Source organism: Aureimonas endophytica (assembly GCF_014642635.1).
GTDB classification, from domain to species: Bacteria; Pseudomonadota; Alphaproteobacteria; order Rhizobiales; family Rhizobiaceae; genus Plantimonas; species Plantimonas endophytica.
Window position 1 is genome coordinate 151752 of record NZ_BMIQ01000009.1, and the last position, 18695, is coordinate 170446.

At 69.1% G+C, this 18695-nt stretch carries 19 protein-coding genes; 15 read left to right on the top strand and 4 right to left on the bottom strand.

Translation table 11 applies throughout. From position 1 onward, the window contains the following. Positions 1–55 precede the first annotated feature (55 nt). Positions 56–847 carry a DeoR/GlpR family DNA-binding transcription regulator gene (locus IEY14_RS22560; protein ID WP_188912564.1) on the top strand — a complete coding sequence of 264 codons (792 nt, stop codon included), beginning with the start codon at positions 56–58 and terminating at the stop codon, positions 845–847. A gap of 50 nt (positions 848–897) precedes the next feature. After that, positions 898–2118 (top strand): MFS transporter, encoded by a 1221-nt coding sequence (locus IEY14_RS22565; protein WP_188912716.1) that lies wholly within the window; start codon positions 898–900, stop codon positions 2116–2118. A gap of 4 nt (positions 2119–2122) precedes the next feature. Here IEY14_RS22565 and IEY14_RS22570 read toward each other — a convergent pair whose 3' ends face one another. Beyond that, positions 2123–2281, bottom strand: a complete 159-nt coding sequence (locus tag IEY14_RS22570) for a DUF3309 family protein (protein WP_188912566.1) — start codon at positions 2279–2281, stop codon at positions 2123–2125. Positions 2282–2403: 122 nt separating this feature from the next. Then, a complete protein-coding gene (locus IEY14_RS22575) occupies positions 2404–2565 on the bottom strand; it encodes a DUF3309 family protein (protein WP_188912568.1) in 162 nt (53 codons plus the stop codon). 127 nt (positions 2566–2692) lie between these two features. Between IEY14_RS22575 and ispG the strand changes: the two genes are divergently transcribed. Then, a complete protein-coding gene (gene ispG, locus IEY14_RS22580; RefSeq protein WP_188912570.1) occupies positions 2693–3961 on the top strand; it encodes a flavodoxin-dependent (E)-4-hydroxy-3-methylbut-2-enyl-diphosphate synthase in 1269 nt (422 codons plus the stop codon). Further along, positions 3958–4821: a lytic transglycosylase domain-containing protein gene (locus IEY14_RS22585; protein ID WP_188912572.1), complete on the top strand. Its 864-nt coding sequence runs from the start codon at positions 3958–3960 to the stop codon at positions 4819–4821. The genes ispG and IEY14_RS22585 overlap by 4 nt, the downstream gene beginning before the upstream one ends. 28 nt (positions 4822–4849) lie before the next feature. Here IEY14_RS22585 and IEY14_RS22590 read toward each other — a convergent pair whose 3' ends face one another. Further along, a complete protein-coding gene (locus IEY14_RS22590) occupies positions 4850–5758 on the bottom strand; it encodes a polyprenyl synthetase family protein (protein ID WP_188912573.1) in 909 nt (302 codons plus the stop codon). A 152-nt stretch (positions 5759–5910) separates the two neighbouring features. Here IEY14_RS22590 and IEY14_RS22595 point away from each other — a divergent pair, with 152 nt between their 5' ends. The 3 genes from IEY14_RS22595 to rpmF all read left to right on the top strand — a co-directional run bounded on the left by IEY14_RS22595 (position 5911) and on the right by rpmF (position 8882). After that, positions 5911–6624 carry a biosynthetic peptidoglycan transglycosylase gene (locus IEY14_RS22595; protein WP_188912575.1) on the top strand — a complete coding sequence of 238 codons (714 nt, stop codon included), beginning with the start codon at positions 5911–5913 and terminating at the stop codon, positions 6622–6624. Between the two features lie 20 nt (positions 6625–6644). Further along, the gene (locus tag IEY14_RS22600) at positions 6645–8528 is read left to right on the top strand and encodes an amylosucrase (protein ID WP_188912577.1); all 1884 of its coding nucleotides are present in this window, start codon (positions 6645–6647) and stop codon (positions 8526–8528) included. A 168-nt stretch (positions 8529–8696) separates the two neighbouring features. Further along, positions 8697–8882: a 50S ribosomal protein L32 gene (rpmF, locus tag IEY14_RS22605; RefSeq protein ID WP_188912579.1), complete on the top strand. Its 186-nt coding sequence runs from the start codon at positions 8697–8699 to the stop codon at positions 8880–8882. 119 nt (positions 8883–9001) lie between these two features. Here the strand turns inward: rpmF and phaR are convergent, their stop codons facing one another. Then, positions 9002–9628: a polyhydroxyalkanoate synthesis repressor PhaR gene (gene phaR / locus IEY14_RS22610; protein WP_188912581.1), complete on the bottom strand. Its 627-nt coding sequence runs from the start codon at positions 9626–9628 to the stop codon at positions 9002–9004. A gap of 222 nt (positions 9629–9850) precedes the next feature. Here phaR and IEY14_RS22615 point away from each other — a divergent pair, with 222 nt between their 5' ends. From IEY14_RS22615 to IEY14_RS22650, 8 genes are all read left to right on the top strand, one after another. Next, on the top strand, positions 9851–11035 hold the full coding sequence (locus IEY14_RS22615; RefSeq protein ID WP_188912583.1) for an acetyl-CoA C-acetyltransferase: 1185 nt from the start codon (positions 9851–9853) through the stop codon (positions 11033–11035). Further along, complete coding sequence (locus IEY14_RS22620; RefSeq protein ID WP_188912585.1) at positions 11035–11358, top strand: hypothetical protein; 324 nt, start codon at positions 11035–11037, stop codon at positions 11356–11358. Before IEY14_RS22615 ends, IEY14_RS22620 begins: the two co-directional genes overlap by 1 nt. 38 nt (positions 11359–11396) lie before the next feature. Continuing rightward, positions 11397–12122 carry an acetoacetyl-CoA reductase gene (phbB, locus tag IEY14_RS22625; protein WP_188912587.1) on the top strand — a complete coding sequence of 242 codons (726 nt, stop codon included), beginning with the start codon at positions 11397–11399 and terminating at the stop codon, positions 12120–12122. 79 nt (positions 12123–12201) lie between these two features. After that, on the top strand, positions 12202–15567 hold the full coding sequence (locus IEY14_RS22630; RefSeq protein WP_188912589.1) for a helicase-related protein: 3366 nt from the start codon (positions 12202–12204) through the stop codon (positions 15565–15567). Between the two features lie 8 nt (positions 15568–15575). Beyond that, positions 15576–15875: an RNA-binding S4 domain-containing protein gene (locus IEY14_RS22635; RefSeq protein WP_188912591.1), complete on the top strand. Its 300-nt coding sequence runs from the start codon at positions 15576–15578 to the stop codon at positions 15873–15875. A gap of 188 nt (positions 15876–16063) precedes the next feature. Further along, positions 16064–16405 carry a ferredoxin FdxA gene (gene fdxA, locus IEY14_RS22640; protein ID WP_188912593.1) on the top strand — a complete coding sequence of 114 codons (342 nt, stop codon included), beginning with the start codon at positions 16064–16066 and terminating at the stop codon, positions 16403–16405. A 458-nt stretch (positions 16406–16863) separates the two neighbouring features. Continuing rightward, positions 16864–17457, top strand: a complete 594-nt coding sequence (locus IEY14_RS22645) for a CarD family transcriptional regulator (RefSeq protein ID WP_188912595.1) — start codon at positions 16864–16866, stop codon at positions 17455–17457. A gap of 326 nt (positions 17458–17783) precedes the next feature. Next, the gene (locus IEY14_RS22650) at positions 17784–18650 is read left to right on the top strand and encodes an RNA polymerase factor sigma-32 (protein WP_188912597.1); all 867 of its coding nucleotides are present in this window, start codon (positions 17784–17786) and stop codon (positions 18648–18650) included. Positions 18651–18695: the final 45 nt, after the last annotated feature.

Sequence of the window (18695 nt, forward strand, 5' to 3'; positions counted from 1 at the left end):
TGCCGGATGATGCACGGTCTTGCACGATTGACGCCAATCGTGCATGAACCGTTGCATGAGCGATGCGGATCTTCTCACCGAACAGCGGCGCGCGGCGATCGCCGAGCGCCTGACCCGCGACGGGCGGGTCGTCGCCTCGGCGCTGGCCGAGATGTTTCGCGTGTCGGAGGACACGGTGCGGCGGGACCTGCGCGAGATGGCGGCGGCGGGGCTCTGCCGGCGCGTCTATGGCGGCGCACTGCCGCTGGCGCCGGGCGCCGGCTCGCTGAAGGCGCGCAGCGCCGACCGGCCGGGGCCGAAGGCGGCGCTCGGCCGGGCGCTGGCGGCGGCGGTGCCGGCCGGCGCGCTGGTCTTTCTCGATGCCGGCTCCACCAATCTCGCCGTCGCCGAGGCGCTGCCGGGCGAGGCGGGTCTCACGGTCGTCACCAATGCCCCCGCCATCGCCGCCGTTCTCGCCGAGATGCCGGGCATCGAATGTTTCGTACTCGGCGGCCGGCTCGATCCGCGCACCGGCGCCTGTCTCGGCGGCCAGACCGTGCGCGAGGCCGAGCGCTTCCGCCCCGCCGTCGCGATCATCGGCGCCTGCGGCGTCGACGCGGAAGCGGGGATCACCGCCCATAATTTCGAGGAAGCGGAGCTGAAGGCCGCCGTCGCGGCGCGCAGCGCCCGCATCCTCGTCGCCGCGACGAGCGACAAGCTCGGCACGGCCGCGCCGTTCGGCGTCGCGCCGGCCGACTGGATCGGCACGCTCTTCGTCGAGGCGGACTGCGCGCCGGAACGGCTGGCGCCCTTCGCGGCGCGCGGCCTCGCGATCGTCCGGGCCGAGGCGGAAGCCGTCGTCGCCTGACCGCCGACAATGCAAGGGGAGTTCTCATGACCGGCGTCGAAACGGAACGCATGACCGGCGGCCTCGCGCGGGGCGCCGGCGCGGCCAGCCCGGCGCGGCAGCGCCTCGCGGTGTCGCTCGCCTTTCTGATCAACGGGTTGTTCATCGGCAGCTGGGCGCCGCAGATCCCGGTCTTCGCCGCGCGGCTCGACCTTTCGCCGACCGGGATGGGCGTGATGATCCTTGGCTTCGGGCTCGGCGCCGTCGCCGTGATGCCGGTGGTCGGGCGCATCATCGGCGCCAAGGGCTCGCGCCTGCCGATGCTCGTCTGCAATGTGATGCTGGTGCTGGCGCTGCCCTTCCTGGTGCTCGCGCCGAACGTGCCCCTGGCGGCGCTCGCCATCCTCTTCGCCGGCATTTCGACCGGCGGCATGGACGTGGCGATGAATGCCAATGCCGTCGCCGTGGAGAAGCGGCGGGATTCGGCGATCATGTCCTCCTGCCACGGCTTCTGGAGCCTCGGCGGCGTGATCGGCGCCGCGATCGGCGGTTTCGCCATCGCCCATCTCGGCTCGCAGCTGCACGGCGTTCTCGTCGGCCTCGCGACCCTCGCCGGCTTCGTCGTCGTCCTGTCCTTCTCCCTTTCGGACGCGCCGAGCGGCGAGACGGCGCCGGAGGCGCTGGCCGGCGTGCCGCATGGCGAGGGTGGGACGGGGCAGGGCGGAGGGCTTCTCTCCGGCCCGCGCGGCGCGGTGCTGATCGGCCTCTTCGCGCTTTTCGCCATGGTGCCGGAAGGCGCGGCGATCGACTGGAGCGCCTTCTACCTCCGGCGCGAGCTCGGCGCCGACGCGGCGATGTCGGGCCTCGCCTTCGCCGCCTTCTCCACCACCATGGCCGCCTTCCGCTTCGCCGGCGACGGCGTGCGCAACCGGCTCGGCGCCGTCCGCACCATGCGCCTCTGTTCGGGCGCCGCGGCGATCGGCCTGATCCTGGCGGGCCTCGCGCCGAACGCGCCGGTCGCCCTCGTCGGCTTCGCCGTGATGGGCATCGGCATTTCCAACATGGTGCCGATCGCCTTCTCGGCCGCCGGAAACCTCCGTGGCCTGAAGCCGGGGGCGGGGCTCTCGATCGTCACCGCCCTCGGCTATTCCGGCATTCTCGTCGCGCCCTCGATCATCGGCTTTCTCGGCGAGCATTCCAGCTTCGCCGCCGTGTTTCTCGGGCTCTCCGCCTTTCTCCTCGTCACCCTGCTGGCGGCGCCGCTGATGCGCGTCGCCGACCGCCAGGGGTGAGGGGCTAGATCCGCCCGAGCAGGAGCAGGACGAGGACGACGATGAGGATCACGCCGAGAATGCCGCTCGGCCCGTATCCCCATCCGCGCGAATAGCCCCAGCCCGGGAAGGCGCCGATCAGCAGGAGGATCAGGATGATGAGGAGAATTGTACCAAGAGACATCTGACGTCCTTCCCGGAACCCGTGACACTGTGACAACCGCGTCACAAACCCGCGAGGACCCCGTGAGGTTCCGCCTCTTTCCGGCCACAATCGCACTTCTACCGGCGATGGTGCGGGCCGGATCAGGCCGTCCAGACGGCGAAAAGGGCGTAGACGAGGAGGCAGAGAGCGGCGACCAGCATCGGCCTTGGCCCGAGGCGCTTCGACCAGGGCCAGACCGGCGCGGCCGCGATGGCGAGGGCAAGAAGCAGCGCGATGGCGAAACTGGAAAAGGCGGGGTCCATGGGCGGGAACCGTGATTGCGACGACAGGTCCCGTTCATGACCTTGACACACTCGGGCTGCAACAACACAAGCGAAGGGGCGGGCCGCCGGCCAGCGGCCGCGCTTGCCGCCGCGCGGACGGAAGACGATGAATATCGAAGCACCGATCGACATTGACGAAGCCGGGCCGCTCGCGCGGCGTGCCACCGTCGGGGTGGATGTCGGCGGCGTCCGGGTCGGCGGGACGGCGCCGGTCGTGGTGCAGTCCATGACCAATACCGACACGGCCGATGCCGACGCGACGGTGGCGCAGGTCGCCGCCCTGGCGCGGGCCGGTTCGGAGATCGTCCGCATCACCGTCGATCGCGACGAGTCGGCCGCCGCCGTGCCGCATATCCGCGACCGGCTGGCGCGGCTCGGCATCGACGTGCCGCTCGTCGGCGACTTCCACTATATCGGCCACAAGCTGCTCGCCGATCACCCGGCCTGCGCCGAGGCCCTGGCGAAATACCGCATCAATCCCGGCAATGTCGGCTTCAAGGACAAGAAGGACCGGCAGTTTGTCGAGATCATCGAGAAGGCGATCCAGTACGACAAGACCGTGCGCATCGGCGTCAACTGGGGCTCGCTCGACCAGGAGCTGCTGACGCGGCTGATGGACGAGAATTCGCGGCTCGCCCGCCCCGCCACCGCGCGGGCGGTGATGCGCGAGGCGATCATCCGCTCCGCCCTGATGTCGGCCGAGCTCGCCGAGGAGACCGGCCTGGCCCGCGAGCGGATCATCCTCTCCGCCAAGGTCTCGAACGTCCAGGATCTCATCGCCGTCTATCGCGACCTGTCGCGCCGCACGGATCACGCACTGCATCTCGGCCTCACCGAGGCCGGCATGGGCACGAAGGGCGTCGTCGCCTCCTCCGCCGCGATGGGCATCCTCCTTCAGGAGGGGATCGGCGACACGATCCGCGTTTCCCTGACGCCGGAGCCGGGCGGCGACCGCACGCGCGAGGTGCAGGTGGCGCAGGAACTGTTGCAGACCATGGGCTTCCGCCAGTTCGTGCCGGTGGTCGCGGCCTGCCCGGGCTGCGGGCGCACCACCTCCACCGTCTTCCAGGAACTCGCGGAGACGATCGAGGGCGATCTGAGACGCAACATGCCGATCTGGCGCGAGCGCTATCCGGGCGTCGAGGCGCTGAAGGTCGCCGTCATGGGCTGCATCGTCAACGGGCCGGGCGAGTCCAAGCATGCCGATATCGGCATCTCGCTGCCCGGCACCGGCGAGACGCCGGCGGCGCCCGTCTTCATCGACGGCAAGAAGGCCGCGACGCTGCGCGGCCCGCGCATCGCCGAGGACTTCCAAGTGATGGTGCAGGACTATATCGAGCGGCGCTTCGGCATCGCCTCCGCCGCCGCCGAATGAGGGACAGGGGCCGCTTCGCGGCGGCCGTCCTCTTCTGCGGTCTTCTCTGCGCCGGCGCGGCCCGCGCCGAGGACAAGACCGGCGAGAAGAACGATCCGCGCGTCGCCGAGATCTGCGACCTCATCGCCGAGAATGCCGGCGCCGTCGGCATGGCGCCCGAATTCTTCGCCCGGCTGATCTGGAAGGAATCGCGCTTCGACGAATCGGCCCGCTCGCCGGTCGGGGCGCAGGGCATCGCGCAGTTCATGCCCTATACAGCGAAGGAGCGCGGCCTCGCCAATCCCTACGACAAGCGCGAGGCGCTGCATCATTCGGCGACCTATCTGCGCGATCTGCGGGCCGAGCTCGGCTCCTGGGGCCTCGCGGCGGCGGCCTATAATGGCGGCATCAACCGGGTGAAGCGCTGGATGCAGTCCGGCGGCCGTCTGCCTTACGAGACCGAGGACTATGTCCTGTCGATCACCGCGCTGCCCGCCGCCTGGTTCCGCGAGGAGAAGGGCGAGGCCGAGGTGAGGCCGCTCGTGTCCGGCGTCGATTTCGCCACCGCCTGCCGCCGCCTGCCGATCATGGCGACGCGGGCGGTGTTCGGCATCGCCGAGAGCGCGCCGATGCAGCCCTGGGGCGCCCAGGTGGCCGGCAGCCCGAACGAGGCGATCGCGGTGCGCATCTTCCACAAGCTCCAGGACCGCTATCCGGGCGTGCTCGGCGACATCAAGCCGATCGTCATGCGCGTGCGTCCGCTCTCCGGCCCGCGCCGTATCACCGCCGTCCGGGTCGGCGCCAATTCGCGGCGCGAGGCGGACGGCTTCTGCGCCCGCTTGCGCAGGGCCGGCGGCGACTGCGTGGTGCTGCGCAATTAGCCGGCTTACTTCGCGCCCCCGAGCGGCCTCAGCTCGTCCGCTCGGCGACGAAGCGCGCGGCCTCGGCAAGGGCCGCCGCCTCCGCGCCTTCCGGCTCCAGAAGGGCATTCGCCTCCGCGACGAGCGCGGCGAGCCGCGCCCGCGTCCAGTCGTGGCCATGGAGCGCCGGCAGCGTCTTCTTGCCCCGCGCCCGGTCCTTGCCGGCCGCCTTGCCGAGCTGGGCCGCGTCGGCGGTCTCGTCGAGCAGATCGTCGGCGAGCTGGAAGGCGAGGCCGACGATCTCGCCATAGCGGCGCAGCCGGGCGCGCCGCTCCGGCGGTGCCTCGCCGAGGAGCGCGCCGGCCTCGCAGGCGAAGGCGATCAGGGCGCCGGTCTTCATCGCCTGCATCCGGGCGATCTCGGCCTCGGTCAGGCTGTCCGCGCTTTCGGCGGCGAGGTCCAGCACCTGGCCGCCGACCATGCCGGCGGCGCCCGCCTCGCGCGACAGCGCGTGGACGACATGGAGCCGCGCCACCGGATCCGCGTCATGCGCGCCGGCGACGAGGCCGAAGGCGAGGGTCAGAAGCGCGTCGCCGGCGAGGATCGCCGTCGCCTCGTCGAAGGCGATATGCACCGTCGGCTGGCCGCGCCGCAGGTCGTCGTCGTCCATCGCCGGCAGGTCGTCATGGACGAGCGAATAGGAATGGATGCATTCGAGCGCCGCCGCGACGTCGAGCGCCGCGGCTTCCGGCGCGCCGCAGAGCCGCGCGGTCTCGACCACCAGAAAGGGCCGCAGCCGCTTGCCGCCGTTGAGCACGCCGTGCCGCATCGCGGCGACGAGCCGCTCGGGCGCGCCCGCCATCAGCGCCTCGTTCGCCGCCAGCGCCGCGACGATCCGCGCCTCGACGGCCTTCGCCGTCGCCGTCAGCTTCGCCGCGAATGTCCGGTCCTGGTCCATGGCATTCTTCCCGCCCTTTTCGGGTCGGGCTTCGCCCATGGCCGCAGGCGCGTCAAGCGCCGGGACGCCGCGTCAAGCATGTCCGCAGGCAGGCGTTGCGGGGCGAGAGGGCCACGGCTATGAAGGCAGTCGACAGTTCTCGAAAGCTTTCGATGCTTCGACGCGCCCTCGGCTTTCTGATCGTGACCCTGACGGTGATGGTCGCCTTGCCGATCGCGCTCGTGCCGGTCTACGCGATCCCCTTCGTCCACCCGGTCTCGACCTTGATGATCGGAGACTGGCTGCGTTTCCGCTCCGTCCAGCGCGACTGGGTGCCGATCGAGAACATCTCGCCCGTTCTGATCCGCACCGTGATGCTGTCGGAGGACGGGCAATATTGCTCGCATCGCGGCGTCGACTGGCGGGAGCTGAACGGCGTGATCGACGATGCGCTGGACGGGCAGGAAACGCGCGGCGCCTCCACCATCCCGATGCAGACGGCCAAGAACCTCTTCCTCTGGACGAGCCGGTCCTTCGTCCGCAAGGGGCTGGAAGTGCCGCTCGCCCTTTATACCGATCTCGTCCTGTCGAAGTCGCGGCTGATGGAGATCTATCTGAACGTCGCGGAATTCGGAGCCGGCATCTACGGCGTCGAGGCCGCGTCCTGGCACTATTTCGAGAAGCCGGCCTTCGCGCTGTCGAGCCGGGAGGCGGCGCTGCTGGCGAAGACCCTGCCGGCGCCGTCGCGGCGCGATCCCGGCAAGCCGTCGCGCCAGCTGGCGCAGCTGGCGCGCGGCATCGAGGCGCGGGCGCGGGCGGCCGGCGATTTCTCGGCCTGCGTCGTCGCCAACGGCGCGACCGAGGCGCGGGCCGAAGAGCGGGGATAGCGGAGGAGGGGACGGGCAGCATGCATCCTTCGCAGGAGGAGGCCTATTCCACCGCCCTGGCGGCGCTCGGCCGTCTCGATCTTTCGCCCGATCCGGATTTCGATCGCCGTCTCGCCGCGCATTTCCCGGCGCTTTTCACCGAACTCTCCGCCGTCTATGCCGACCATCCGCGGTTTCTCGACGAGCTCGCCGCCACGATCTGCCTCGCCCGCCGCTCCTATGACGCGCGCGCGGCGGAGCTGAAGGCGCTCGACGCCGCGCGGGAAGCCGACCCGGCCTGGTTCCAGTCGAACCGGATGCTCGGCGGCGTCGCCTATGTCGATCGCTATGCCGGCACGCTCCAGGGCCTTGCCGCCGAGCTTCCCTATTTCGAGGAACTCGGCCTCACCTATCTCCATCTGATGCCGCTCTTCCGCGCTCCGGCGGAAAATTCCGACGGCGGCTATGCCGTCTCCTCCTATCGCGAGGTCGATCCGAGGCTCGGCACCATGGCGGAGCTGGAGGAACTGGCCGGGCGGCTGCGCCGGCGCGGCATCTCGCTCACGCTCGACTTCGTCTTCAACCATACGTCCAACGAGCACGAATGGGCGCGGCGGGCGCTGGCGGGCGAGAAGGACTACGAGAACTTCTACTGGATCTTCCCGGACCGCACCCTGCCGGACGCCTATGAGCGGACGACGCGGGAGATCTTCCCGGACGACCATCCCGGCTCCTTCGTCCAGCTTCCCGACGGCCGCTGGATCTGGGCGACCTTCTACCACTTCCAGTGGGACCTCAATTATTCGAACCCCGCCGTCTTCCGCGCCATGGGCGGCGAGATGCTGTTTCTCGCCAATCGCGGCGTCGAGATCCTGCGGATGGACGCGGTCGCCTTCATCTGGAAGCGGCTCGGCACGACTTGCGAGAGCCTGCCGGAGGCGCATCGCCTGCTGCGGGCCTTCAACGCGCTCTGCCGGATCGCGGCGCCGGCGATGATCTTCAAGTCGGAGGCGATCGTCCATCCGGACGAGGTCGTCACCTATGTCGATCCGGCCGAATGCCCGATCTCCTACAATCCGCTGATGATGGCGCTCGGCTGGGAGGCCCTGGCGACGCGCGACGCGCGGCTGCTCGCCCAGGCGGTGGAGCGGCGCGAGACACTGCCGCCCGGCTGCGCCTGGGTGAACTACGTGCGCAGCCACGACGATATCGGCTGGACCTTCGCCGACGAGGACGCGGCCGAGCTCGGCATCAACGGCTTCGACCATCGCCGCTTCCTGAACGAGTTCTATGTCGGGCGCTTTCCGGGCTCCTTCGCGCAAGGCGAGCCGTTCCAGGAAAATCCGCGCACCGGCGACTGCCGCATCGCCGGCACCACCGCCTCGCTCGCCGGCCTCGGCCGCGACGAGGAGGCGGGGATCGACCGCATCCTTCTCCTTCATTCGCTCGCTCTGGCGCTGCCCGGCATCCCGCTCCTCTATCTCGGCGACGAGGTCGGACAGCGGAACGATCCGACCTGGCGGCAGCGGCCGGGCGAAGCGGGCGACAGCCGCTGGACGCATCGGCCCTTCCGCCCGGCGGCGCTCTATGCCGCGCGGCACGATCCCGCCACTGCCGCCGGGCGGCTGTTCCTGGCGCTGCAGCGGCTGATCGGGCTGCGCAAGTCGATCGCGGGCTTTTCCGGCGGCGCGGTGCGCGGCTTCTGGACCGGCAACCGCCATGTCCTCGGCTTCCTGCGCCCGGAGGCCGGCGGCATTCTCGTCTTCGCCAATTTCGGCGACGAGGAGAGCCTGATCTCGACCCATCGCTTCGACGCGCTGCCGGAGGACGCGCTCGATCTCGTGGCCGGACAGATGGTCTCGCTGCGCGAGGATCTGCGCCTGCCGCCGCGCGGCTTCGTCTGGCTGGCGCTCGGCATCGCCTGACGCCGCTCTTGGCAGCGGCGCCGGCTTTTGCTATGGGCACGGCAATTCCCGTCATGGCGCGGTTGGATGACAGGCCGGCTTACCGGTCCGCCGGCTTTGCCTCGACGCCGTTCCATCCCGCGAAGGGGCTGCCGGCCTCGCTCGCCGCCGTCATTCAGGAGAGTCCCGATGGCCGTTCCGAAGAGAAAAACCTCGCCCTCGAAGCGCGGCATGCGCCGCTCGGCCGACGCGCTGAAGGCCCCGACCTATGTCGAGGACAAGAACTCGGGCGAGCTGCGTCGCCCGCACCATATCGACCTGAAGACCGGCATGTATCGCGGCAAGCAGATCCTCGCCGTCAAGGAAGAGGCCTGATCCAGGCCGCCGGGCGCCCTCGGGCACCCGGATCGTCGAACCGCGAAGAGGCCGGGCCGCAAGGCGCCGGCCTTTTTGCTGTGTCGGCCTCTTCGCGGTGGAGGCCGGCCGGGTCGGACTCAGCCCTCCGAGGGCTTGCCGCTCTCGCCCGCCTCGCCCTGGCGGGCCGTGTCCAGCGCCTCGATGCGGCGGCGCATCTCGTCGAGCTCGCGGCGCATCTCGGAGAGCTCGTCCTCACCGCCCTTGCGCGGACCCGCCGCGTCGGCGCCCTCGGTCTTCGGCAGGATGGCATTGGCCATGAAGGGGTTGAACATCGTCATCGCCTGACGGAACATTTCCGTGTTGCGGCGGACCTGCTCCTCCATCAGCTTCATCGTCTCGCGGCCCGTCGGCCCCATCACCTTATCGCGGATCTGCTCCTGCTCGCGCGAAAAGGCGGCCATGGAATGTTCGAGGAAGGTCGGCACCACCATCTGCATCTGGTCGCCGTAGAAGCGGATGAGCTGGCGCAGGAAGGCGATCGGCATCATGTTCTGCCCGACCTTGTTCTCCTGCTCGAAGATGATCTGGGTCAGGACCGAATGGGTGATGTCCTCGCCCGTCTTGGCGTCCTGGACGATGAATTCCTCGTTCGTCTTCACCATCGCGGCGAGATTCTCCAGCGTCACATAGGTGCTGGTTCCCGTATTGTAGAGACGCCGATTGGCGTATTTCTTGATGACGGTGATCTCCGCGGGCTTGGACATCGGGACCTTCTTTTCCTGCCAGCGGTCGGTGCCGGTGCGTTGCAGTGCGAAGTCGAGCATAGGCATATTTTTCCGCATGCGCCAAACCTGCGCGATTGATAAATTGGTGAAAAATCGCCGCGTCTGGCTTATCTGCGGTTGAGACGCGATAAGAATCGAACGCTTCGCCGATTCTCGACCCCGAATGCGGCGTGCGCCGGAACGAATGGGAAGGAAAGCATCATGTCGAATGTCTCGTCCATCGTGATCGTCGGCGCCGCGCGCACGCCGGTCGGCTCCTTCAACGGCGCCTTCGCCGACGTGCCGGCCCATCAGCTCGGCGCCGCCGCCGTGCGCGAGGCGCTGGCCCGCGCCAAGGTGGAGGCGGGTGAAGTGGACGAGGTGATCCTCGGCCAGGTGCTGCAGGCGGGCGAGGGGCAGAACCCGGCGCGCCAGGCCTCCATGGGCGCGGGCCTGCCGAAGGAGACCACCGCCTGGAGCCTCAACCAGCTCTGCGGCTCGGGCCTGCGCGCCGTCGCGCTCGGCATGCAGCAGATCGCCACCGGCGACGCGCGCGTCGTCGTGGCCGGCGGCATGGAATCCATGTCCATGGCGCCGCACGCCGCCCATATGCGCGCCGGCACCAAGATGGGCGACTTCAAGCTGGTCGACACCATGCTGAAGGACGGGCTGATGGACGCCTTCAACGGCTATCACATGGGCAACACGGCCGAGAACGTGGCGCGCCAGTGGCAGATCACCCGCGACGAGCAGGACGCCTTCGCCGTCGCCTCGCAGAACAAGGCCGAAACCGCGCAGCAGGCCGGCCGCTTCAAGGACGAGATCGTTCCCTTCACCGTCAAGAGCCGCAAGGGCGAGACGGTCGTCGCCGACGACGAATACATCAAGGCCGGCGTCACGCTCGACAAGGTGCAGAAGCTGCGCCCGGTCTTCGACAAGGACGGCACGGTGACGGCGGCCAATGCCTCCGGCATCAACGACGGCGCGGCCGCCCTCGTCCTCATGTCGGAGGCGGAGGCCGCGCGCCGCGGCCTTCAGCCGCTGGTGCGCATCGCTTCCTGGGCGACGGCCGGCGTCGATCCGGCGGTGATGGGCACGGGGCCGATCCCCTCCTCGCGCAAGGCGCTGGAAAAGGCCGGCTGGCGGATCGAGGATCTCGATCTCGTGGAGGCGAACGAGGCCTTCGCGGCCCAGGCCTGCGCCGTCAACAAGGATCTCGGCTGGAACCCGGAGATCGTCAACGTCAATGGCGGCGCGATCGCGATCGGCCATCCGATCGGCGCCTCCGGCGCGCGCTGCCTCAACACGCTGATCTTCGAGATGCTGCGCCGCAAGGCCGGCAAGGGCCTCGCCACGCTCTGCATCGGCGGCGGCATGGGCGTCGCCATGTGCGTGGAGCGCGTCTGATGCGCTCGCTCGCCCCCTTCGCCGCGCTTCTCGCCCTGGCGCTGCTGATGCCGGAACCGGCGGCGGCCGCGACCGTCTGCAGCAACGTGCGCGCCGGCAAGGTGATGAAGCGCGTCTGCTCGGTCGGTCAGACCTCCAGCCAGAGGAACGGCACCACGGTTCGCGGCATCAACACGGCCGACGGGACCAGCAGCAACGCCAATGGCAGCGGCACCGGCGTCGGGACCGGCGGCGCCAGCGGACGCGGAGGCTCGGTGTCCAACCAGACGGGCGTCAGCTCCTCCTGCATTTCGGGCGGACTGCGCGTCACGAATTGCAATTGATCCTTTATTTTCAGTGAGTTTTTAAGCGGGAGGAAGGCATGGCAAGGGTTGCGGTCGTCACGGGCGGCACGCGCGGCATCGGCGCGTCCATCGCCAAGGCATTGAAGGGCGCCGGCTATGCCGTCGCCGTGAACTATGCGGGCAACGAGGAGGCGGCCAACGCCTTCCGCGACGAGACGGGAATCGCCGTCTACAAATGGGACGTCGGCAGCTACGAGGCCTGCAAGAGCGGCCTCGCGGCGGTGGAGGCCGATCTCGGCCCGGTCGACATCCTGGTCAACAATGCCGGCATCACGCGGGACGCGATGTTCCACAAGATGACGCCGGACCAGTGGAACGCGGTGATCAACACCAATCTCAACGGCCTCTTCAACATGACGCATCCGGTCTGGACCGGCATGCGCGACCGCAAGTTCGGCCGCATCATCAACATCTCCTCGATCAACGGCCAGAAGGGGCAGGCCGGCCAGGCGAACTATTCCGCCGCCAAGGCCGGCGATATCGGCTTCACCAAGGCGCTGGCGCAGGAGGGCGCGCGCGCCGGGATCACCGTCAATGTCGTCTGCCCCGGCTATATCGGCACCGAGATGGTGCGGGCGATCGACGAGAAGGTGCTGGCCGAGCGCATCCTGCCGCTCATCCCCGTCGGCCGGCTCGGCGAGCCGGAGGAGATCGCGCGCTGCGTTCTCTTCCTCGCCTCCGACGAGGCGGGCTTCATCACCGGCGCCACGCTGTCGGCCAATGGCGGGCAGTATCTCGCCTGAGGCCTGACGGTTCCGCCCTAACGAAGCTTCGGGCGCCGGTCTTCCAAGAGAGGGGCCGGCGTCCCACATAGTTCGCGACATGATCGATCGCCGCACCTCGCCGGACGTCGTCCGTTTCGACGGAACCAACGTCACCGCCGTTCTCGGCCCCACCAATACCGGCAAGACCTTCTACGCGATCGAGCGGATGATCGCCCATTCGTCGGGCGTCATCGGCCTGCCGCTGCGGCTCCTCGCCCGCGAGGTCTATACGCGGCTGGTGGAGCGGGTCGGCGTGTCGCAGGTGGCGCTCGTCACCGGCGAGGAGAAGATCCGCCCGCCGAACGCCCGCTTCCATGTCTGCACCGTGGAGGCCATGCCGCAGAAGACGGATGCCGCCTTCGTCGCCATCGACGAGGTGCAGCTCGGCGCCGATCTCGAACGCGGCCATGTCTTCACCGACCGCATTCTCCACACGCGCGGCCGCGAGGAGACGCTGCTGCTCGGCGCCTCCACCATGCGCGGCGTCCTCGAGCGGCTCCTGTCTGGCGCGACCTTCGTCACCCGCCCGCGCATGTCGCAGCTGCTCTATGCCGGCTCGAAGAAGACGACCCGCCTGCCGCGCCGCTCGGCCATCGTCGCCTTCTCGGCCGACGAGGTCTATGCCATCGCCGAGCTCGTCCGCCGCCAGCGCGGCGGCGCGGCGGTGGTGCTGGGCGCGCTGAGCCCTCGCACCCGCAATTCCCAGGTCGAGCTCTACCAGTCCGGCGAGGTCGACTTCCTGATCGCCACCGACGCGATCGGCATGGGCCTCAATCTCGACGTCGACCATGTCGCCTTCGCGCAGGACTGGAAGTTCGACGGCTTCCAGTATCGCCAGCTCAATGTCGCCGAGCTCGGCCAGATCGCCGGCCGCGCCGGCCGGCATGTGCGCGACGGGACCTTCGGCGTGACGGGCCAGGTCGATCCCTTCGCGCCCGAAGTCGTCGAGGCGCTGGAATCGCACAGCTTCCCGCCGGTGCGGAACCTGCAATGGCGCTCCTCCGCGCTCGACTTCTCCTCCGTCCGGGCGCTGCGCGACAGTCTCGACGCGCCGGCGCCCGTGCCGGAGCTGACGCGTTCGCTGCCGGCGGTCGACCAGCGGGCGCTCGAACAGGTCGTTCAGGACAAGGGCGTCGCCGAACGGGCGAGCGGCGCGGCGCGCGTCGCCCTTCTCTGGGAAGCCTGCAAGCTGCCGGACTATCGCCGCATCGCCCCCGCCCAGCATGCCGAGATCATCGCCACGATCTATCGCGACCTCGCCGACAACGGCCATGTCGCGGAGGACTACATGGCCGCCGAGGTGCAGCGGGCCGACCGGATGGAGGGCGACATCGACACGCTCTCGCGCCGGATCGCGGAAATCCGCACCTGGACCTATATTTCGCACCGGCCCGACTGGCTGGCCGATCCGACACACTGGCAGCAAAAGACGCGCGACATCGAGGACCGTCTTTCCGACGCGCTGCACGAACGGTTGACGAAACGCTTCGTTGATCGCAGGACAAGCGTCCTGATGAAACGGCTGAGGGAGAAGGCCCTGATGGAAGCTGAAATCGCCGCCGACGGCAGGGTCACGGTCGAGGGCCACCATGTCGGCGAGCTGCAGGGCTTCCGCTTCTCGCCCGACAGCCATGCCGAAGGGCCGGATGCCAAGGCGATCCGCGCGGCTGCGCAGAAGGGACTGGGATCGGAATTCGAGGCCCGGGCCGAGCGTTTCGCCAATGCGCCGAACGGCGATCTCGCCCTCGGCTCGGACGCGCTGCTGCGTTGGCTGGGTGCGCCGATCGCCATGCTGACGGCGGGCGAATCGCCGCTGAAGCCGCGCCTCGTGCTCTTCGCCGACGAGCAGCTGACGGGCCCCGCGCGCGATAAGGTCATGAACCGCGCCGATCGCTACGTGACCTTCCAGGTCTCGACGCTCCTGAAGCCGCTGGCCGATCTCCAGGGCGCCGAGGAGCTGAGCGGCACGGCGCGCGGCATCGCCTATCGCCTGGTCGAGAATTTCGGCCTGCTCCAGCGCCGCGAGGTCGCCGAGGAGATCCGCTCGCTCGACCAGGAGGCGCGGGCCGCGCTGCGGCGCCACGGCGTGCGCTTCGGCGCCTATCACATCTTCATCCCCGCTTTGGTGAAGCCCGCCCCGGCCAATCTGATGACGCTGCTCTGGGCTATCGCCCATGACGGGCGCGAGAAGCCCGGCTTCGGCGACGTGACGCAGCTTCTCGCCACCGGCCGCACCTCGGCCGTGGCCGATGCGGGCTTCGACCCGGTCTTCTATGCGCTGGCCGGCTACCGCCTGCTCGGCCGCCGCGCGGTGCGCGTCGACATCCTGGAGCGCCTCGCCGATCTCATCCGGCCGGCGCTTGCCTGGAAGCCCGGCGCCGCCAAGCGCCCCGAGGGCGGCTATGACGGCTCGCAGTTCATCGCCACCCCGGCGATGATGTCGATTCTCGGCGCCACGGCCGACGACATGGAGGAGATCCTGAAGGGTCTCGGCTACCGGTCGCAGGGCGTCGATGCCGAAGAGGTGACGAAGACCCTGGCGCGTCTCGACGACGAGGCGGCGCGGGCCGCTCTCGCCGCGAAGGCGGAAGCCGCCGCTGCCGTAGCCACCGCGTCTTCGCCGGAAGCCGACGAGACGCCGGCCGCCAGCGAGGCCGAGTCGGTGATCGCGACGGACGAACCGGCCTCGGCCGAGACCGAGGTTTCCGCCGAGGACGCGACGACCGCCGAAGAAGTCGAGACGGCTTCGGAGCCTGCCGGCGATGCCGTGCCGGCCGAGACGCCGGCCGCCGAACCGGCGAGCGAAGCGGCGGAACCGGCGGACGAGGCCGTCGAACCGGTGGCCGAGCCTGTCGCGGCCGAGCCGGCGCCCGTCGCCGAGGCGGCGGAGCTCGCGCCGGTGGAAGAACCCGCCGAAGCGGAAGCCGCCGCGGTCGCGCCGGACGGCACGGCGGAGGACAAGCCGGCCGAGCCGCCGAAGCTCATCCAGGTCTGGCGGCCGGGCGGCCGGCATGACGGGCGCAGCCGCGAGGGCGCGCGCCACGGCAACCGTCCGAACCATCGCCAGGAGGCCGGCGCCGGCCACCGTTCGCGCCGGCCGCACGGCCAGGGCGGCGAGGCGCAGGGCGCGCCGGCCGAAGGGCAGGGCGCCGCGCCGCGCCGCGACGAGCAGCGCGCCTTCCAGAAGCGTCCGCCCTTCCCGAAGAAGGGTGGGGACGGCGAGGGGCGCGGCGCCGGCAACCGGCCGGGCGGCGGTGAGCGGCATCGCGGCCGGCCGGAGGGCGAGCGTAAGCCCGGCGGCGCGCCGGCGGGCGAGCCACGCCGCTTCGATAAGCCGCAAGGCCAGCCGCCGAAGCCGAGGGCGATCGATCCCGACTCGCCCTTCGCCAAGCTCGCCGCGCTGCGCGACAAGCTCGGCAAGTAATCGACCCGATGACGGGCGAGGCGCAGCGCATCGACAAGTGGCTGTTCTTCGCCCGCATCGTGAAATCGCGCAGCCTCGCCCAGAAGCTGGCTGTTTCCGGCGCCGTGCGGGTCAATCGCGAGAAGATCGCCAGCGCCTCGCGGCTCGTCCGCCCCGGCGACGTCCTGACGCTCGCCATGCCGCGCGAGATCCGCGTGTTGCGCATTCTCGACGCCGGCGAGCGGCGCGGGCCGGCGCCCGAGGCGCGGCAGCTCTACGAGGATCTCGGCACCCCGTCGGCCGCCCCCGACGGCGGCGAGGGGGCGTAAAAGGAAACGGCTTTGCGCATCCGGCCCCGCGCGCGGTGGCCTTTGCCCTTGCAGGCCCCCGCCGCAGCCGCTAGGTCGAGGATCACGGGCGGAGAGGTCCCGCCGCGAGCCTCCCGCCGCGCCACGCCTTCCGCAGGAACATCGGGTTCGCCGGCCGGAGGCCGCCGGGTCCCATCGCCGAGGACAGCATGACCTACGTCGTCACCGACAACTGCATCAAGTGCAAATACATGGACTGCGTCGAGGTCTGTCCGGTGGATTGCTTCTACGAAGGCGAGAACATGCTCGTCATCCACCCGGACGAGTGCATCGATTGCGGTGTCTGCGAGCCGGAATGCCCGGCCGAGGCGATCAAGCCCGACACCGAGCCGAATCTCGACAAATGGCTGAAGATCAACGCCGATTACGCGGTGCAATGGCCCAATATCGCCATCAAGCGCGACGCGCCGGCCGATGCCAAGACCTATGACGGCGAAACGGGGAAGTTCGAGAAGTACTTCTCGGCCGAGCCCGGACAGGGCGACGCCTGATTCGCTCGCCGCACAACGGATGACGAGGCGCCGGGAGGCCGAAGGGCCGGCCCGGTGCCGCTGAATTTCAACGATATTTTAAGATTTTGCCGGTTCTGCCGGGTTGTTCGGGCCTTCCGGCCGATCTTTTGGCCGTCACGCGGCGCATGGGCGCACGCAGTCGCCGCAAAACTTGAATTTTGCGGCGTAAGAGGGTATTATTCCTGCAACAGTCGAGCGAAAAGCCTTGCCAGAAGGCTTCCCACCGCTTCGTAACCCTCTAGGGACGATCTGCCTTCCGCTTCCGCTATGCCGCTCCCCTCCCAGCGGGTGGCAGGCTTTTGGGCGAAAGGCATGTCCCCCTGGCGGGCGCGCTGTTGCTCCGTGGTCCGGAGCCGATGCAATCCGTGGTGCGAAGCACCGCCGCCCGTGTCTAGCGGCTGTCATGGCCGGGCACAACAGGGAGTTTAGGCAAGCGTATGACCTCCATTCAGAAGAAGTCGGTTTCGCAGCGTCCTTCCTTCAAGACGGGCGAGAGCATCGTGTATCCGGCCCATGGCGTCGGCCAGATCGTGGCGATCGAGGAGCAGATCGTCGCCGGCATGAAGCTCGAACTGTTCGTGATCGATTTCGACAAGGATAAGATGCGGCTGAAGGTGCCCGTGGCGAAGGCCGAGAGCGTCGGCATGCGCAAATTGTCCGAGACCGATTTCGTCGAGCGCGCGCTGAAGGTCGTCCAGGGCCGCGCGCGCGTGAAGAAGACCATGTGGAGCCGCCGCGCGCAGGAATATGACGCCAAGATCAACTCGGGCGACCTGATCCAGATCGCCGAGGTGGTGCGCGACCTCTATCGCGCCGAGAGCCAGCCGGAACAGTCCTATTCCGAGCGCCAGCTCTACGAGGCCGCCCTCGGCCGCATGGCGCGCGAACTGGCCGCCGTGCAGGAAGTCTCCGAGACCGAGGCCGTGCGCCTGATCGAGGTGAATCTCAACAAGGGCCCCCGCCGTGGCGTGAAGCCCGGCGACGAAGCCAATGACAGCGACGAGGCCGATGCCGAGGTCGAGGCGGCCTGATCCCTCAGCGCCATCGCAACGCTTTCCGATCGGCCGCGCCTCGCGCGGCCGATTTTTTTGTTCCGCCGAGTTTTGTTTCGCGCGACCGGACTTCGCCGCGCCCTTGCCGCTCCGGCGCTCCACGCTTTCGAAATTCGCGTTTGATAACAGTGCGATCCTTGTCGGGGCTTGCCTTTGGCGATCCTTGCGCCAACTCAACCGGAAAGTTTCACCCTGCGGGAACGTTTCCCCGCCTCCCCACGTTGTCTGTGAACAGATGCGTGCGCCTTCGCGGCGTCTTGCGCAGATGGGTCCCCAAAGACCCGCTCACAGCAATGGGGTTCGCTATGAGATCTCAATCCGCACGCCGCACGATGATCCGAGCCGCCATGGCGGCCCCCTATCTCGAACGCGAGGAAGAGTACGAGCTGGCGGTGCGGTGGAAGGAGCAGCAGGACCAGGCGGCGCTCCACAAGATCACCTCGGCCCATATGCGCCTCGTCATCTCCATGGCCGCCAAGTTCCGGCATTTCGGCCTGCCGATGAACGATCTCATCCAGGAAGGTCATGTCGGCCTGTTGGAGGCCGCCGCCCGCTTCGAGCCGGAGCGCGAGGTGCGCTTCTCCACCTATGCGACATGGTGGATCCGCGCCTCGATCCAGGACTATATCCTGCGCAACTGGTCGATCGTGCGCGGCGGCACGTCCTCGGCCCAGAAGGCTCTGTTCTTCAATCTCCGCCGGCTGCGCGCCCGCCTCAGCCAGGGGTCGGAGAGCCTTTCCAGCGCCGACATGTATCGCGAGATCGCGACCGCGCTGAAGGTTTCGGAAGGCGATGTCGCGCTGATGGATTCCCGCTTGTCCGGCCCGGATTCCTCGCTGAACGCGCCGCTGCTCGAAGACGATTCCGGCAGCGCCGACCGGCAGGACTTCCTCGTCGCCAACGATCCCTTGCCGGACGAGATGGTCTCCAATTCGATCGACGAGGAGCGCCGGGTGACCTGGCTCAACTCCGCGCTCGACGTGCTCAGCGATCGCGAATTGAAGATCATCCGCGAGCGCCGGCTGCAGGACGAGGGCGAGACGCTGGAGGCGCTCGGCACCAAGCTCGGCATTTCCAAGGAGCGCGTCCGCCAGATCGAGACCCGTGCCCTGGAAAAGCTGCGCGCCGCCCTCCTCACCGCCATTCCGGACCAGACCGCCTTCGTCAGCTGAAAGTTTGGTTCCGTCTCTTTGTCAGAGCCTGAACGGGTCGGTCGC

Excerpts from the sequence above, each read along its gene's own strand:
- rpmF (WP_188912579.1), top strand. The coding sequence starts at position 8,697 with ATGGCCGTTCCGAAGAGAAAAACCTCGCCCTCGAAGCGCGGCATGCGC.
- IEY14_RS22645 (WP_188912595.1), top strand. The coding sequence starts at position 16,864 with ATGACCTCCATTCAGAAGAAGTCGGTTTCGCAGCGTCCTTCCTTCAAG.
- IEY14_RS22600 (WP_188912577.1), top strand. The coding sequence starts at position 6,645 with ATGCATCCTTCGCAGGAGGAGGCCTATTCCACCGCCCTGGCGGCGCTC.
- IEY14_RS22635 (WP_188912591.1), top strand. The coding sequence starts at position 15,576 with ATGACGGGCGAGGCGCAGCGCATCGACAAGTGGCTGTTCTTCGCCCGC.
- IEY14_RS22620 (WP_188912585.1), top strand. The coding sequence starts at position 11,035 with ATGCGCTCGCTCGCCCCCTTCGCCGCGCTTCTCGCCCTGGCGCTGCTG.
- IEY14_RS22585 (WP_188912572.1), top strand. The coding sequence starts at position 3,958 with ATGAGGGACAGGGGCCGCTTCGCGGCGGCCGTCCTCTTCTGCGGTCTT.
- ispG (WP_188912570.1), top strand. The coding sequence starts at position 2,693 with ATGAATATCGAAGCACCGATCGACATTGACGAAGCCGGGCCGCTCGCG.
- IEY14_RS22590 (WP_188912573.1), bottom strand. The coding sequence starts at position 5,758 with ATGGACCAGGACCGGACATTCGCGGCGAAGCTGACGGCGACGGCGAAG.
- phaR (WP_188912581.1), bottom strand. The coding sequence starts at position 9,628 with ATGTCCAAGCCCGCGGAGATCACCGTCATCAAGAAATACGCCAATCGG.
- IEY14_RS22570 (WP_188912566.1), bottom strand. The coding sequence starts at position 2,281 with ATGTCTCTTGGTACAATTCTCCTCATCATCCTGATCCTCCTGCTGATC.
- IEY14_RS22560 (WP_188912564.1), top strand. The coding sequence starts at position 56 with ATGAGCGATGCGGATCTTCTCACCGAACAGCGGCGCGCGGCGATCGCC.
- fdxA (WP_188912593.1), top strand. The coding sequence starts at position 16,064 with ATGACCTACGTCGTCACCGACAACTGCATCAAGTGCAAATACATGGAC.
- IEY14_RS22650 (WP_188912597.1), top strand. The coding sequence starts at position 17,784 with ATGAGATCTCAATCCGCACGCCGCACGATGATCCGAGCCGCCATGGCG.
- IEY14_RS22595 (WP_188912575.1), top strand. The coding sequence starts at position 5,911 with ATGCTTCGACGCGCCCTCGGCTTTCTGATCGTGACCCTGACGGTGATG.
- phbB (WP_188912587.1), top strand. The coding sequence starts at position 11,397 with ATGGCAAGGGTTGCGGTCGTCACGGGCGGCACGCGCGGCATCGGCGCG.
- IEY14_RS22615 (WP_188912583.1), top strand. The coding sequence starts at position 9,851 with ATGTCGAATGTCTCGTCCATCGTGATCGTCGGCGCCGCGCGCACGCCG.
- IEY14_RS22565 (WP_188912716.1), top strand. The coding sequence starts at position 898 with ATGACCGGCGGCCTCGCGCGGGGCGCCGGCGCGGCCAGCCCGGCGCGG.
- IEY14_RS22630 (WP_188912589.1), top strand. The coding sequence starts at position 12,202 with ATGATCGATCGCCGCACCTCGCCGGACGTCGTCCGTTTCGACGGAACC.
- IEY14_RS22575 (WP_188912568.1), bottom strand. The coding sequence starts at position 2,565 with ATGGACCCCGCCTTTTCCAGTTTCGCCATCGCGCTGCTTCTTGCCCTC.